Origin of the sequence: Polynucleobacter sp., from assembly GCF_030693775.1 — a bacterium.
GTDB lineage: Bacteria > Pseudomonadota > Gammaproteobacteria > Burkholderiales > Burkholderiaceae > Polynucleobacter.
In genome coordinates this window covers 956,215-968,122 of sequence record NZ_JAUXZY010000004.1, presented here as the reverse complement: position 1 = coordinate 968,122, position 11,908 = coordinate 956,215, and the positions used below count along the sequence as shown (strand labels likewise).

13 protein-coding genes are annotated in these 11,908 nt (G+C 50.9%); 12 read left to right on the top strand and 1 reads right to left on the bottom strand.

The window, feature by feature from the left end; genetic code table 11:
- Window position 1: 1 nt before the first annotated feature.
- On the bottom strand, window positions 2–781 hold the full coding sequence (gene yaaA / locus Q8M75_RS07685) for a peroxide stress protein YaaA (protein WP_305488032.1): 780 nt from the start codon (window positions 779–781) through the stop codon (window positions 2–4).
- Between the two features lie 68 nt (window positions 782–849).
- On the opposite strand from yaaA, the gene Q8M75_RS07680 reads away from it, so the two are divergent.
- The 12 genes from Q8M75_RS07680 to Q8M75_RS07625 all read left to right on the top strand — a co-directional run bounded on the left by Q8M75_RS07680 (window position 850) and on the right by Q8M75_RS07625 (window position 11,844).
- Entirely contained in the window at window positions 850–2,061 is a 1,212-nt protein-coding gene (locus tag Q8M75_RS07680; RefSeq protein ID WP_305488029.1) for a pyridoxal phosphate-dependent aminotransferase, read from the top strand.
- Between the two features lie 76 nt (window positions 2,062–2,137).
- Window positions 2,138–2,842: a glutathione binding-like protein gene (locus Q8M75_RS07675; RefSeq protein WP_305488240.1), complete on the top strand. Its 705-nt coding sequence runs from the start codon at window positions 2,138–2,140 to the stop codon at window positions 2,840–2,842.
- A 46-nt stretch (window positions 2,843–2,888) separates the two neighbouring features.
- Window positions 2,889–3,743 (top strand): 3-hydroxybutyryl-CoA dehydrogenase, encoded by an 855-nt coding sequence (locus Q8M75_RS07670; RefSeq protein WP_305488026.1) that lies wholly within the window; start codon window positions 2,889–2,891, stop codon window positions 3,741–3,743.
- Window positions 3,744–3,755: 12 nt separating this feature from the next.
- Window positions 3,756–4,268 carry a DUF3429 domain-containing protein gene (locus Q8M75_RS07665; protein ID WP_305488024.1) on the top strand — a complete coding sequence of 171 codons (513 nt, stop codon included), beginning with the start codon at window positions 3,756–3,758 and terminating at the stop codon, window positions 4,266–4,268.
- A gap of 28 nt (window positions 4,269–4,296) precedes the next feature.
- Window positions 4,297–5,607 (top strand): replication-associated recombination protein A, encoded by a 1,311-nt coding sequence (locus Q8M75_RS07660; protein WP_305488022.1) that lies wholly within the window; start codon window positions 4,297–4,299, stop codon window positions 5,605–5,607.
- Window positions 5,604–6,230, top strand: coding sequence for a 2-hydroxychromene-2-carboxylate isomerase (locus Q8M75_RS07655; RefSeq protein ID WP_305488019.1), 627 nt, complete (start codon window positions 5,604–5,606; stop codon window positions 6,228–6,230). The genes Q8M75_RS07660 and Q8M75_RS07655 overlap by 4 nt, the downstream gene beginning before the upstream one ends.
- A 62-nt stretch (window positions 6,231–6,292) precedes the next feature.
- Entirely contained in the window at window positions 6,293–6,889 is a 597-nt protein-coding gene (locus tag Q8M75_RS07650; protein ID WP_305488016.1) for a peptidylprolyl isomerase, read from the top strand.
- A gap of 24 nt (window positions 6,890–6,913) precedes the next feature.
- Window positions 6,914–8,743 (top strand): bifunctional chorismate-binding protein/class IV aminotransferase, encoded by a 1,830-nt coding sequence (locus Q8M75_RS07645; protein ID WP_305488013.1) that lies wholly within the window; start codon window positions 6,914–6,916, stop codon window positions 8,741–8,743.
- A 22-nt stretch (window positions 8,744–8,765) separates the two neighbouring features.
- Window positions 8,766–9,326, top strand: coding sequence for an NUDIX hydrolase (locus tag Q8M75_RS07640; protein WP_305488237.1), 561 nt, complete (start codon window positions 8,766–8,768; stop codon window positions 9,324–9,326).
- Between the two features lie 3 nt (window positions 9,327–9,329).
- Window positions 9,330–10,067: a leucyl/phenylalanyl-tRNA--protein transferase gene (gene aat / locus Q8M75_RS07635; RefSeq protein WP_371131764.1), complete on the top strand. Its 738-nt coding sequence runs from the start codon at window positions 9,330–9,332 to the stop codon at window positions 10,065–10,067.
- Window positions 10,064–10,810 (top strand): arginyltransferase, encoded by a 747-nt coding sequence (locus Q8M75_RS07630; RefSeq protein WP_305488011.1) that lies wholly within the window; start codon window positions 10,064–10,066, stop codon window positions 10,808–10,810. The genes aat and Q8M75_RS07630 overlap by 4 nt, the downstream gene beginning before the upstream one ends.
- A gap of 8 nt (window positions 10,811–10,818) precedes the next feature.
- On the top strand, window positions 10,819–11,844 hold the full coding sequence (locus tag Q8M75_RS07625) for a quinone-dependent dihydroorotate dehydrogenase (protein ID WP_305488009.1): 1,026 nt from the start codon (window positions 10,819–10,821) through the stop codon (window positions 11,842–11,844).
- The last annotated feature ends 64 nt before the right edge of the window (window positions 11,845–11,908 follow it).

Genomic DNA, 11,908 nt, shown 5'->3' with positions numbered 1-11,908 from the left:
ATTATTTTTTCTCCGCGCGGCGGAATACCGGTCGATCTGGTTTGGATTCGGCTGCGCTATAACGATAGCCTTCTAAATTAAAATCACGCAAATCGGCTGGATCGGTAATGCGATGTTCAACCGCAAATCGAGCCATTAAGCCACGTGCACGCTTGGCATAAAACGAAATGATTTTGTACTTGCCATCTTTCGCATCCTGGAATACCGGAGCGATCACTGGAAAACCCAAGTCCTTGGGCTGCAGTACTTTGAAATACTCTTCGGACGCCAGGTTTAACAAGAACGGGTTCTTTTTTTGCGAGGCCAATTGCTTCTTGACTGCATTCGTAATCCGATCACCCCAAAATGCATACAAGTCTTTTCCTCTGGCATTTTTAAACGCCGTACCCATCTCTAAACGGTAAGGTTGCATCAAGTCCAGGGGCCGCAGCAAACCATAGAGCCCCGACAAAATCCGCACATGATCTTGGGCAAAATCAATGGCCTTGCTATTTAAGCTGGCGGCGTCAAAGCCCTCATAGACATCGCCATTGAAGGCAAAAATCGCCTGTTTACTGTTTTTCTCTGTGAATTTAGTCGACCAATCCTGAAAACGCCCTGCGTTTAAGGCGGCCAAAGGGTCTGAAAGGCTCATGAGCTTGGCCACTGCCTGCGGCGATAGGGTCTTCAGGTCTGCAATCAGCTTGGCTGAATCAGCAACAAAATCGGGCAAGGTGGATTTTTTAACCCGGACTGGGGTCTCGTAATCCAAGGATTTAGCGGGTGAGAGAACGATCAACATGGCACAATTTAGAAATGGATTCCCCTTATTCTAGCGACAGAAGCTGCAGCACGAGATAAAGCGCCCCAATGGCTCATTTGCACCCCGCTGCCCCCCTTACCCCGTTATTTCCATCGCGCTTACCCGCGGTTGGCACCACTATCTTTACGGTCATGTCCACTCTGGCCGCCGAATACCAGGCCATCAACCTGGGGCAAGGTTTTCCAGACTTTCAATGCGATCCGGCTTTAATCAATGCCGTTAACCAAGCAATGGTCTCGGGCCATAACCAATATCCTCCTATGCCAGGGGTGCTTGAACTGCGCAAAACCATTGCCAACAAAATCGATCAGCTTTACGGCAAGTCCTACGATCCCGCTACGGAGATCACCATTACTGCTGGCGCAACGCAAGCGATCTTCACAGTAATTTTGTCCTGCGTTAGTCCGGGTGATGAGGTCATCGTGATTGAGCCTGCATTTGATTGTTATCTGCCAGCAATTACCATGGCGGGTGGCAAAGCAATTAGCGTGAGCCTGGATGTGCAACGCAATTCCGATGGCCTGGTTGAGGCGTATGCCATTCCATGGAACTCCCTAGCAAAAGCAATTACCCCCAAAACACGACTCTTACTGATTAACTCACCCCACAATCCGACTGGCATGGTGTGGCAACGATCTGATCTGGATCGCCTAGCTGATTTACTGAGCGACACAAATGTATTGGTGTGTAGCGATGAAGTCTACGAGCACATGGTCTTTGATGGACAACAGCAGCACAGTGCATCCAGCCACCCGGCTTTAGCAGCGCGCAGCTTTGTGGTGTCGAGCTTCGGAAAAACTTTTCATGTCACGGGCTGGAAAATCGGCTACGTTGCAGCTCCAGCCTCTCTCAGCGCAGAGTTCCGGAAAGTGCATCAGTTCAATGTGTTTTCAGTCAACGCACCGATGCAAGTGGGAATCGCGCATTACTTATCTGATCCAGCGCACTATTTAGGGCTATCGGCGTTTTATCAACGCAAACGCGACTTCTTTAGGGCCGGTTTAGCTGAAACCCGATTTAAATTACTGCCTGCGCCCGGAAGTTATTTTCAGTGCGTCGATTACTCCGCACTCGGAATCCCGCAAAGCAACCTGAGTGAAGCGGAGTTCTGTCGCTGGTTAACCTGCGAAATCGGGGTCGCAGCGATTCCGGTTTCCGCATTCTATGGCTCAGGAACTGATTCCAAGGTGATTCGGTTTTGCTTTGCTAAAGAAGAGAAAACCTTAGAAACCGCACTGTCACGACTGCGCACAGTGTAGTGTTGATGCAAAACAAATGAAATCAAACCAAAAGATGGCGAACAGAATGAAGAAAGATAAGAATTCAAATCAAGGCATGATCGATGTCTACAGTTGGGCAACCCCCAATGGGCACAAGGTTCACATCATGCTCGAAGAATGTGGCTACCAGCTTGGCCGCGATTGGCGCGCCATTCCGATTGACATTGGTAAGGGTGACCAATTTACACCGGCTTTTTTAAAAATTAGCCCCAATAATAAAATCCCAGCCATTACCGATCCCAATGGCCCCGATGGAAAACCCATTCATCTTTTTGAATCGGGCGCCATTCTTTTATACCTTGCAGCAAAGACGGGGCGCTTTTTGCCAAGCAACACACGGGCAAAATATGAGGTCTTGCAATGGCTGATGTTTCAGATGGGTGGCTTTGGACCGATGCTCGGCCAGAATCACCACTTTCGCTTGTACGCTCCACAGAAAATTGATTATGCGATTGAGCGCTATACCAATGAAGCCAAGCGCTTGTATGGGGTTTTAGATCGGCAGCTAGCTACCAATCGCTATGTCGCAGGCAATCAATACACCATTGCCGATATCGCTATTTTTCCGTGGACCAATCGCTGGGAAAAACAAGGAATCGATATCACTGAATTTCCACACTTCAAACGCTGGTTTGAGTCGATCGGTCAGCGCCCTGCGGTCAAACGCGGCATGCAGGTGTTGACGGATTTACGTAAACCCACCTTTGATGCAAGGGCAAATGAATTGTTGTTTGGCGCCTCGCAGTATAAAAAGCGCTAAGCAAGAGGATTAAATTGAATCAGCATGACACCACGAAGGAAGCAGCATGAAAATTAAATCGGTTGGCATCATTGGCGCTGGAACCATGGGCAATGGCATTGCTCAAGTCTGTGCCGTCGCAGGGTTAGACGTGGTCATGATTGATATCAATGAAGCCGCCATTGATCGCGGCATCGCTAACATTCAGCGCAGCCTCGATCGCCTGATTAAAAAAGAAACACTAACGGAGGCGCAGAAAGATCTTGCATTGAAGCGCATTAAAGGCAGCACGACGTATGCTGATTTAAAAGGCTTATCGCTCGTGATTGAAGCGGCAACAGAGAATCAAGCGATCAAAGAAAAGATATTGAAGCTGATCGATGAGACGGTCGGCAAAGAAACGATTATTGCGACCAACACGTCCTCACTATCGATAACCCAATTGGCGGCTTTAAACTCATCGCCAGAGCGCTTCATTGGAATGCACTTTTTTAATCCGCCACCGCTCATGGCCTTAGTCGAAGTGATACGTGGCCTGCAGACCAGTGATCAGACCCATGAGGCCATTATTGCGATGGCCAAAGCAATTGGTAAAGAGCCGATCACCGTAAAAAACAGTCCTGGCTTTGTGGTGAATCGCATTTTGCTGCCGATGATTAACGAAGCCTTCTTTGTTTTAGCCGAAGGACTTGCGAGCGCAGAAGACATTGATGCCGGCATGAAGCTCGGCTGTAATCAACCGATCGGCCCCCTCGCACTCGCTGATTTAATTGGCCTCGATACCTGCCTTGCAATCATGGAGGTCTATTTTAATAACTTTAATGACTCCAAGTATCGCCCCTGCCCTTTGCTACGTGAAATGGTGGCAGCTGGGTATTTGGGCCGTAAAACAGGCCGTGGCGTGTACCACTACGACACCTAAATAATGGCAACCATGAGCACCCTACCGCCGATTGTTCGTATTTTGGGATACGGCGGTTTAATTCCATTTATTATTTGCGCCATCTTGGTTCAAGTGGCGCCCACGCCCTTTGATTTTGTTAGTGCTGAATCCCTGGCCGCTTACGGCGCTGTCATCTGCTCTTTTTTGGGCGCCATCCATTGGGGCGCCAACTTTCGGCATCTAGGTAATGCTGCCGATAGCGCGCATTTAGCGAGCGCTGGCGATGTCGGCGGATCGCGCTGGTTTGAGCGCAACGCCTGGATCTGGGGGGTTATTCCCTCCCTAGTGGCTTGGCTCGCATTGCATGTTTATATTCCAGTGGGTTTGCTAATGTTGGCTGCCATGCTCTTAGTTCAGCGTGGCATTGATCAAAACACATACCAGTATTACTTCAGTAGCAAAGCCGCACTCGATGAATTCCTGGTGATGCGTACACGTTTGACTGTGATCGCCACACTCTGCCTGACATGGGCCGCGCTGGTCATGCTGGTGACAATGACGTGAGAGTCGATCAAGTCTGGATCAACTTGCCATGAGCAATCTGTTTGATACGAAACCGCCACCACCGCTGGCGGAAGCCTTACGCCCAAGCTCCATTGCCGAAGTGATTGGTCAGTCGCATTTATTGGCACCAGGTAAGCCCTTGCAACTGGCCTTTGCGTCGGGCAAACCCCATTCAATGATTTTGTGGGGGCCTCCGGGTGTTGGCAAAACAACCTTAGCGCGTCTTTCTGCCAAGGCCTTTGATCGTGAATTTATTGCCATCTCAGCCGTCCTTGCTGGCGTGAAAGAAATTCGGGAAGCCATTGAGCAAGCCCAGCAAAACAATAATCAATATGGCAAACAAACCATCCTGTTTGTGGATGAAATTCATCGCTTTAATAAAAGCCAGCAAGATGCACTGCTGCCACACGTCGAGTCCGGCCTGTTTACGTTTATCGGCGCCACGACGGAAAATCCCTCCTTTGAGGTAAATTCTGCCTTACTGTCTCGTGCTCAAGTCTATGTTCTTAAATCCTTAAGTGCAGAAGAGCTTGGTGTATTAATTCAGCGCGCTAGGGCCTATGCCATGCCGAACGTGGAATTTGATTCCGCCGCGATCGATTCCATTATCGCCAATGCCGATGGCGATGCGCGTCGCTTGCTCAATGTACTGGAACAAATCCGCAATGCTATTTCGATTCCGGGATCTACTACGGCAGTTGTGGATCAAGCCTTTATTGAAAATGCATTAACGAGCAATGGTCGTCGGTTTGATAAAGGCGGAGATCAGTTTTATGACCAAATATCGGCGCTGCACAAATCAGTGCGGGGTTCTAATCCAGATGCTGCCTTGTATTGGCTTTGCCGCATGCTCGATGGCGGCGCAGATCCGCGTTACCTTGCGCGTCGCATCATTCGCATGGCATGGGAAGACATTGGTTTAGCCGACCCGAGGGCAATTCAACTGGCAAACGATGCGGCAGAAACCTATGAACGGCTCGGCTCACCCGAAGGTGAGCTAGCGCTGGGTCAAGCGGCAGTCTATTTAGCCGTTGCAGCCAAAAGCAATGCCAGTTATGTCGCCTATAACAAGGCGCGCGCTTTTGCCGCCGCCGATCAAAGTCGGGGCGTTCCTAATCACTTACGCAATGCGCCAACTAAATTAATGCAGGAACTCGGGCATGGCAAGGCGTATCGGTATGCGCACGATGAGCCTTATGGCTATGCTGCGGGCGAGAGCTACTTACCCGAAGGCATGGCTGAGCCCCATTGGTACCAACCCGTAGAGCGCGGTCTTGAAACGCAGATTGCAGAACGCATGGCTTTTTTACGCTCACTCGACGAAGCAGAAAAAAAATGAAGGCACGTTTTTACTTCGATATCATTTCTCCGTTTGCGTACTTTTATGTGAAATTGCGCCATCGCCTTGAGCCGCGTTTGCAAATCGAGCCGGTACCGGTATTACTTGGCGGCCTGTTGCGCGGCGCACATAATCAAGGTCCCGGTGAAATCCCCGCAAAGCGCGCGTACACGTATCAAACGTGCGTATGGCAAGCAGCAAAGTTAGGCATTCCCTTTCGGTTTCCAGAGCACCATCCCTTTATTACCGTTGCAGCGCAGCGCCTTTTGGTTCAGGAACGGGCAGACTGGGCCATGATAGAGCGTGCATTTGAGTTTGTTTGGGTGCTAGGCAAGGATCCCAATCTGCACTGGTCTGATTTTTGTGCACACCTGCATTTAGATCCCACCACACCCCGCCCCGAAAGCGCCCAAACCAAAGCAGACTTAATTGCCAACACCCAAGAAGCCCTCGATCGCGGTGCCTTTGGCGTGCCTACCCTAGCGCTTGGAGATCGGATTTTTTGGGGTGTCGATGCGATTGATTGGGTCATTGACTACCTCAATCAACCGCAGATGTTTGATCAAGTATCCTATCGGGCCGCTGCATCTGTACCCAACGGACTGCCACCCACACCAGCATAAGCGTCACGCAATACAATGGAGTGGACCTCGATTTGCCATTCATTTACCACTTAGGAACAACTATGCGTACCTCATCTTTTCGCTTTTCCCGTGCAGTGATCACTGCCGTTGCTGGCGTCTTTTTATTTGCCAATAGCATAGCCCAGGCAGAGCCACGCGTCGAGTTCAAAACCAATCAAGGTAGTTTTGTTGTGGATCTGGATTCGGCGAAGGCGCCCAAGACAGTGGATAACTTCCTGAAGTATGTTCAAAGCGGCTTTTACAACGGCACGATCTTTCATCGCGTGATCGATGGTTTCATGATTCAAGGTGGTGGCTTCACACCTGATTTGAATCAAAAGCCAACCAATCCACCCGTGGTCTCCGAAGCGCAAAATGGACTCAAGAATCAAATCTATACGATTGCCATGGCTAGAACATCGGATCCGGATTCAGCGACAGCGCAATTCTTTATCAATGTGCGTGACAATCAAGGCCTCGATTTTCCGAATGCCATGGGCAACGGCTACACCGTCTTCGGTAAAGTGATCTCTGGCACCCAAACCATTGACCGCATTCGCAAGATCCCAACCAAGGTTGCGCCAGCGTCTAAATTTGGACGGATGGCGGATGTACCTACCACCGCAGTTGTAATCGAGTCGGCAACCGTCTTAAAGTAATCTAAGACGCAGCCGGGTTTTGCGATGATTCTGCTGGACGATGTCGAGAGCGGTGCAACCAATCCTAGCAGCCGCCTTTACCAAGAACCCATCGCACACTGGGCCGCATTTACTGCGGCTGAAATGGATGACTGCTTTGAAGCGATCCAGTCGGCCTTAAAGGCAGGCCAATATGTGGTTTGCCTCGTCGCGTATGAGTATGGCCAAGTCATTCATCGGCTGCCCATCCATCCTGCTTCATCCTCTCCTAGTGCTCCAGTCACACCGCTCATGCAAGCATGGGCATTTCATCCGCCCAAATTACTCGCAAAAGCGGAGGTGGATGCCTGGCTGGAGATCCAGCTAGCGCAGTTAAAAGATGATGCGCGTGTCAGCGGCGTAGCATCCTGTACGGAATCGATTACCCAGTCACAGTTCGAGGCGGATGTAGAGCGGATTCAGGAATGGATCCGCTGCGGCGATACCTATCAAATCAATCACACCTATCGCATCAACGGGGAAATCTACGGTGACCCGCTCGCTTTATACGCGCGCCTCAGAGCGCGGCAACCTGGCCGTTTCGGCGCTTTTATTCAAGAAGGCGACACGACCATTTTGTCGCAATCACCAGAACTGTTTGTGGAGCGGAATGGCGACTGCTTGCGCGCCATGCCGATGAAGGGCACGGCCAGCGCACAAACCGAGAGTCCAGAGCAATTGGCAAGCGATCCTAAAAATCGTGCCGAGAACATCATGATCGTCGATCTCTTACGCAATGACCTCAGCAGAGTTGCATTAGCCGGCAGCGTTAGCGTACCGAATTTATTTCACGTTGCACAGCATGGCAATGTGCTGCAAATGACATCGACGATTGAAGCAACAGCCAAGCCAGATTTAAACCTGCGCACCCTGCTCGATGCCGTCTTTCCCTGTGGCTCTGTCACTGGCGCCCCCAAAAAACGCAGTATGGAAATTATTCAGAAGTTAGAGGGCGCCGCGCGCGGCTATTACTGCGGCGCTTTAGGCTGGCTTGACCCCAATGGCGATTTTGCATTTAGCGTGCCGATACGTACACTCACCCTGCAAGGAAACAGCGGCACCCCTCAAACCAAGTTCACCTTAGGTATTGGTGCTGGCATTACGATTGATTCCGATCCGAAACTGGAGTGGCAAGAGTGTCAAATTAAATCGGCATTTATTACCGAGATGCCCACTGAGCTGGGTCTATTTGAGACCATACGCGTTGAAGAAAAAAAGCCGCTCCGATTAGCGGCGCACCTTCGGCGATTACAGCATTCAGCCTTTGCCCTACGTATTCCATTTGTAGCGGCGCGTGTGATTGAGGCGGCCGAGCAAGCCTGCCTCGCAGTCCCTAGCCTACTGCCCCATCGCTTACGCATCGACTTACTCTCCGATAGCTCGGTTAGAGCAGTAACCCATGCATTAGAGCCAATTGCAAATGAAGTAACTGTTTTTTGGGCGTCCCAGGTATTGCCCAATGCAAATCAAGCCATCATGCAATCGAGCAATATGCTGCTCGGCCATAAAGTCAATCAACGAACCCTGTATGACTTGGCATGGAAGAATGCCGTGGCACTAGGCGGTTTTGATGCGGTCTTTTTGAATGAGGCAGGCTTTGTTACCGAAGGGGGTCGGAGCTCGATTTTTATTCAGCCCAAAGGATCAAACGAATGGCTAACGTCACCACTATCGGCAGGGGTACTTCCCGGCCTGATGCGTCAAAGTCTTCTGGATGACCCGCAGTGGAATGCCCGTCAAGCGATGCTCACCGCAGCTGATTTAGCGGACGCCGACCGCATCCTAGTTTGCAATGCCCTGCGCGGTGCGGTACCCGCCGTCCTGAAAGTCGGATAATCGACGGATGAAATCCTTTCCAATGCACTACTGCTCAAAATGCGGATCGACCGTGACATTGCGCATTCCGGCAGACGATACGCGCGAGCGCCATGTATGCAATGGTTGCGCTACCGTGCATTACATCAATCCACGCAATGTGGTGGGCACTATTCCAGTATGGGGCGAACAAGTATTGCTCTGCCGCAGAGCGATCCAGCCACGCCATGGCTTTTGGACTTTGCCTGCTGGCTTTATGGAAATTGGTGAAAGCACTACGCATGGGGCTGCCCGAGAAACCTTGGAAGAGGCTGGAGCCCATGTTGAAATCGGCCCTTTGTTTTCCTTAATCAATGTGCCTCATGTTGAGCAGGTGCATTTGTTTTACCTCGCCAAATTACCCGCCCCCGAGTTTTCAGCGGGCGAGGAAAGCCTTGAGGTCGCGCTTTTTTACGAACACGAAATTCCCTGGTCCGAATTGGCTTTTCCGACTACCAAACAAACCCTGCAGTGGTTTTTTGCCGATCGCAGTGCGGGCCTCCTCGAGCAAGGAACTGGAATTGTTGTCCGATCCCGCGATATTTTGCCCTCTGAAACCATTTGAGCAATGAGTCAAATTGCTTGGCTAGGGCCTGATGATGCGTTTCCTGATCCAGCAGTCATGCCTGATCCAGACCCTGAAGTAATCGGGCTTTTTGCTGTCAGTGAACGCATCTATCCAGGGCAGCTGGAATCAGCCTATCGGCTTGGTTTATTTCCCTGGTACTCCGATAATCAACCGGTTTTATGGTGGTCGCCAAACCCACGGATGGTGCTAGAGCCAAAAAATTTTAAGGTGAGCAACTCATTGCAAAAAACCATGCGGCATTTTTATCACGACCCCACCTGCCATATTGAGGTCGATGGTGATTTTGGTTCGATTATGCGGGCCTGCGCCCTAAGTCCACGCAAGGACCAGGATGGCACCTGGATTACCCATGAAATTGTGGATGCATACAGCCAGCTATTTGAAAGCGGCTTTGCCCACAGCATTGCGGTCAAGCAAGGCGATCGTCTGTTGGGCGGTCTGTACTGCGTTAGTTTTGGGCGTATGGTCTTTGGTGAATCGATGTTTAGTCGCCGAGCCGATAGCTCGAAGCTCGCTTTAGCCTTGCTTTGCGCTTGGTGCTACGATCATGAGGTGCCTATGATTGATTGCCAACAGGAAACGAACCACCTCCGGTCACTGGGGGGAGGTCCAATTCCGCGCACGCAATTTTTATCCCTGGCACGCGATGCCATCAGCCGAGAGTCAATCGTTAGTCCATGGCGTTTTGATAAAACTGCATTGGAGCGGTGGCTATGAGTCAAATCAATGAGCTCCCGATTACTGCGCTGCAGTTTTATGCCACCGCGTCCTATACCTGCAGCTATCTACCGCACCAAACCGCGCGTTCACAGGTTGCTACACCGTCCCACTTGGTGCATAGCGATATGTACGGCGATTTAGTCAATGCTGGATTTCGGCGCAGCGGCCTATTTACCTATCGCCCCTATTGCGATCACTGCAAGGCGTGCATTGCTACGCGTATACCCGTTGAGCACTTTGTCCCGAATCGCAGCCAACAGCGCGCTCAAAAGCAACATGCCAATTTAGAAGCTCATGTACTGCACTTGAGTTATACCGACGAGCACTACGCACTGTATCGCCGCTACCAAGAGCAGCGCCATCATGATGGCGACATGAACCGCGATGACCAAGAGCAATACACGCAGTTTTTACTGCAAAGCAGAGTGAACTCGCGTTTAGTTGAATTTCGGGACGGGCCCGGGGACCCAGAGCCAGGACGCCTACGCATGGTCAGCATCATTGATATTGTCGAAGCCGGCATTTCGTCGGTCTACACCTTTTACGACACTACGGCATCCAATGCTAGTTACGGTACCTACAGTATTCTGTGGCAAATAGAACAAGTAAGGCTACTGAAGCGGCCTTATCTCTACCTGGGCTATTACATCCAAGAAAGTCAGAAGATGGCGTATAAGTCGAAGTTCAAGGCCATCGAAGGTCTGATCGATAACCTCTGGCAGCCCTTGCATACGCGATAATTCAATTCATGTCCGCTTACTCCTTTTTACGCCCTGCGCTCTTTTGCCTTGATCCTGAGCAAGCCCATAACCTAGCTCTGGGCAGTATGGACCGGGCGCACGCGCTCGGCTTACTCCCCCATTTCGTGCCCAAGCCCGTCGTCGACCCCCAGATATTTTGCGGCTTGCATTTGCGTAATCGGGTTGGTCTCGCTGCCGGCTTAGACAAAGATGGCAAGCATATTGATGCTCTTGCCGCTCTGGGTTTTGGCTTTTTAGAAATCGGTACCGTAACGCCGCTACCGCAACCGGGCAATCCAAAGCCGCGCATGTTCCGCCTCAGCGAGGTTGATGGAATTATTAACCGCATGGGCTTTAATAACGATGGCGTAGACGCATGCGTGGCCCGCGTGAAGGCCTCACGCTACTGGCAATCCGGCGGTGTTATTGGTTTAAACATAGGCAAGAATGCCAGCACCCCAATCGAAGCTGCCGCCGACGATTATGTAATTGGATTAAAAAAGGTTTACGCCGTTTCATCCTACATTACAGTGAATATTTCATCGCCCAATACCAAGAACCTCCGAGCTCTGCAAGGTGAAGACATGCTGCGTTCCCTGCTGAGTAGCATTCAGCTGGCACGTACCGCTCTATGCGATCAGCATGGCGTTCGCAAACCCTTATTTCTAAAGATTGCACCGGACCTCGATCCCACCGACATCCGTTTGATCGCCGACTTGCTTATTGAGTTTGAAATTGACGCCGTAATTGCAACCAACACCACGATTGAGCGAAGCGCAGTCGCCCATCTGGAGCATGGCACCGAAGCTGGCGGACTCTCTGGTGCGCCGGTTCGCACCCTATCCAATGCCGTTATAGAGTCGCTCAAGCAACACCTTGATAACCGGATACCGATTATTGGCGTCGGCGGCATCCTTTCCGGAGAAGATGCCCAGGAAAAACGTGCTGCGGGAGCCAGTGTGGTGCAACTGTATAGCGGCCTCATTTTTAAGGGTCCGGAACTGGTTCGGGAATGCGCCCTAGCCCTGAAATAGCCATATAAGCGACTATTTTTTCGGTAGTGGTTTTCACATTGTGCAATTCCATCAAGAATGGCTA

What these genes read in the sequence shown, in the direction of transcription:
- yaaA (WP_305488032.1), bottom strand. Translation starts at nt 781, where the DNA reads ATGTTGATCGTTCTCTCACCCGCTAAATCCTTGGATTACGAGACCCCA.
- Q8M75_RS07680 (WP_305488029.1), top strand. Translation starts at nt 850, where the DNA reads ATGGCTCATTTGCACCCCGCTGCCCCCCTTACCCCGTTATTTCCATCG.
- Q8M75_RS07675 (WP_305488240.1), top strand. Translation starts at nt 2,138, where the DNA reads ATGATCGATGTCTACAGTTGGGCAACCCCCAATGGGCACAAGGTTCAC.
- Q8M75_RS07670 (WP_305488026.1), top strand. Translation starts at nt 2,889, where the DNA reads ATGAAAATTAAATCGGTTGGCATCATTGGCGCTGGAACCATGGGCAAT.
- Q8M75_RS07665 (WP_305488024.1), top strand. Translation starts at nt 3,756, where the DNA reads ATGAGCACCCTACCGCCGATTGTTCGTATTTTGGGATACGGCGGTTTA.
- Q8M75_RS07660 (WP_305488022.1), top strand. Translation starts at nt 4,297, where the DNA reads ATGAGCAATCTGTTTGATACGAAACCGCCACCACCGCTGGCGGAAGCC.
- Q8M75_RS07655 (WP_305488019.1), top strand. Translation starts at nt 5,604, where the DNA reads ATGAAGGCACGTTTTTACTTCGATATCATTTCTCCGTTTGCGTACTTT.
- Q8M75_RS07650 (WP_305488016.1), top strand. Translation starts at nt 6,293, where the DNA reads ATGCGTACCTCATCTTTTCGCTTTTCCCGTGCAGTGATCACTGCCGTT.
- Q8M75_RS07645 (WP_305488013.1), top strand. Translation starts at nt 6,914, where the DNA reads ATGATTCTGCTGGACGATGTCGAGAGCGGTGCAACCAATCCTAGCAGC.
- Q8M75_RS07640 (WP_305488237.1), top strand. Translation starts at nt 8,766, where the DNA reads ATGCACTACTGCTCAAAATGCGGATCGACCGTGACATTGCGCATTCCG.
- aat (WP_371131764.1), top strand. Translation starts at nt 9,330, where the DNA reads ATGAGTCAAATTGCTTGGCTAGGGCCTGATGATGCGTTTCCTGATCCA.
- Q8M75_RS07630 (WP_305488011.1), top strand. Translation starts at nt 10,064, where the DNA reads ATGAGTCAAATCAATGAGCTCCCGATTACTGCGCTGCAGTTTTATGCC.
- Q8M75_RS07625 (WP_305488009.1), top strand. Translation starts at nt 10,819, where the DNA reads ATGTCCGCTTACTCCTTTTTACGCCCTGCGCTCTTTTGCCTTGATCCT.